Raw genomic sequence first — 2,115 nt, 5'->3', positions numbered from 1 at the left:
CACGCCGCAACGTCCAGGGGGCCGAAGCGCAGCCCGGCAATGAAGGGAGAAATTGGCATCCTTTACTCTAACCGCAAATGCCAAACGACCAAGCTTCGATTAGATGGGGGTTTGCCGTCTACCTGTCAGCAACACGGCCGCGTTGACGAGCACGCATGCGCCGGCCGCCGCCATCGCGTACCGCACGCCGCAGGCGTCCGCCACGCGGCCCCAGAACAGGCTGCCCAGCGTGTAGCCGCCCGCCATCACGACGAGATAGATCGCCAGGGTGCGCGCCCGCACCTCCGCCGGGAACGACAGCTGGGCCGCTGCGTTCAACGTGGACACGACGGCCGACCATGCCATGCCGCCGACCACGATCAGCGGGATGAGCAGCGCCAGCGTATGCAGGAAGGGCATGACCGCGAGCATCGCGCCGTACACGGCCAGCGCGGCGGCCAGGATCCTGGTCTTGTCGACCCGCGCGCGGATCGCGGGAAGGCAGAATGCGGCCAGCACGGCGCCGGCGCCCAGGCTGCCCATCAGGGTGCCGAACACGCTGGCGTCCATCCGGAGGACGTCGCGCACGAACACGGGCAGCAGGCCCGCGAAGGCGATGGTGGCAAAGAACACGGTGGCCACGTTGCGCAGGATGCGGCGGTAGCGCGGGCAGCCGAACGCCGTCTGCACGCCTTCGCGCAGGCGTGCGCGATAGCCCGCGCAGGGTTTCACGTGCGAGCGGTCGGCGCGCCACCAGGCGCGGTAGATGGCGAGCAGGCCGACGAACGAGATCGCGTTGAGGAGGAACAGCGGGCCGGGGCCGATCCATTTGAACAGGACCCCGCCCAGCGCCGGCCCGATGATCGCGGCCGTGTTGTACGACAGGTTGTTGAGAGTCGCGGCGGCTTCCACTTCGTCAGGCTCGACGAGCCCGGACATCGCCGCCTGCCACGCGGGCCACATGAACGCGGAGCCGCAGCCGAGGCAGAACAGCACCATCAGCACGACCGCGTGCGGCGCATGGCCGGAGGCGACGAGCGCGGCCAGCGTGCACGCGCAGCCGGCCATGAACAGGTTGCAGAAGAACAGGAATTGCGGGCGGTGCACGGCATCCGCGACGACGCCCGCGAACAGCGCGAACAGGAAGATCGGGATGTACGTGCATGTCTGCACGAGCGTCGTCGTGGACGCGGAGTGCGAGCTGGACGCGATCAGCCAGGCCGACGCGAACGTCTGGATCCACGTGCCGAGATTGGAGACCAGGTTGGCGCACCACAGGTGCCGGTAGCGCGCGTGGCGCAGCGGTTGCGTGAGCGGGACCTTGCGCCGGGCCCGCGTACCCGCCTGCGCCGGGGTGAAGCTGGATGTCGTCATCGGGCCAGTCTAAGTGTGCGGCCCGGCCGGGTCAACGCGGCGGTGGGGCGGCCTGCGTGGTTTTCCCAACGTGACGTTTCGACAAGACGGCTGTGTTATCTTGTGACGCATGCAAATACGTTTACTGGAACCCGCCGACATCCCGGCCGCCGCCGCCGTCCTGCGCCGCGCCGCCGAGACGTTCTTCCTGCACGAATCCGCGCCGGAAGACGCCGCCGGCTTCCTCGCCCAGCACGACGCCACCGGCCTGCGCCGCAATCTCGATGCCGGCTTCGTCTACCACGTGGCCGTCGTCGACGGCATACTGGCCGGCTTCATCGGCGTGCGCGGCGGCACGCACGTCTTCCACCTGTTCGTCGACGCCGCGTACCAGCGGCGCGGCATCGCGCGGGCACTGTGGGACGCGGGACGCGCGGCGGCGCTCGTGCCCGGGCATCCCGGTTTCTTCACCGTGAACTCGTCGAATTTCGCCGTGCCGTTCTACGTGTCGCTCGGCTTCGAACGCACGGCGCCCATGCAGGTCGACAAGGTGCGCTACAACCCGATGCGCCTGTCAATGGCGCTCGTCGGTGCGGCGTAGCCACAGGCTGCTCGCCCAGCCTTCCACGCCGCTGCCTTCCACGCGCACGCGCCACCAGTCGCCGTCGGTCGCCCCCGTCGCGCTGACGACCGTACCGACCCGCAGCACGCGCATGCGGGGGGCGCGCACGCCGCGGTCCTCGCGCAGGTTCAGGTCGTCGACGACAAGGTAGCGCGCGCCCC

Annotated in this window: 3 protein-coding genes; 1 reads left to right on the top strand and 2 read right to left on the bottom strand. The window is 69.5% G+C overall.

Translation table 11 applies throughout. From position 1 onward, the window contains the following. Nucleotides 1-99 precede the first annotated feature (99 nt). Nucleotides 100-1,353: an MFS transporter gene (locus tag ACEN88_RS29920; protein WP_413345554.1), complete on the bottom strand. Its 1,254-nt coding sequence runs from the start codon at nt 1,351-1,353 to the stop codon at nt 100-102. Nucleotides 1,354-1,462: 109 nt separating this feature from the next. Between ACEN88_RS29920 and ACEN88_RS29915 the strand changes: the two genes are divergently transcribed. Continuing rightward, a complete protein-coding gene (locus ACEN88_RS29915) occupies nt 1,463-1,933 on the top strand; it encodes a GNAT family N-acetyltransferase (protein ID WP_413345552.1) in 471 nt (156 codons plus the stop codon). On the opposite strand, the gene ACEN88_RS29910 is transcribed toward ACEN88_RS29915, so the two are convergent. Then, nucleotides 1,907-2,115: SH3 domain-containing protein (locus ACEN88_RS29910; RefSeq protein ID WP_413345550.1), on the bottom strand; the 209-nt coding region annotated here is incomplete at its 5' end. The two genes, ACEN88_RS29915 and ACEN88_RS29910, sit on opposite strands and share 27 nt — an antisense overlap.

The organism is Massilia sp. CT11-108, from assembly GCF_047302915.1.
Lineage (GTDB): Bacteria > Pseudomonadota > Gammaproteobacteria > Burkholderiales > Burkholderiaceae_D > Telluria > Telluria orientalis.
This window is presented reverse-complemented; position numbering and strand designations above follow the sequence as displayed.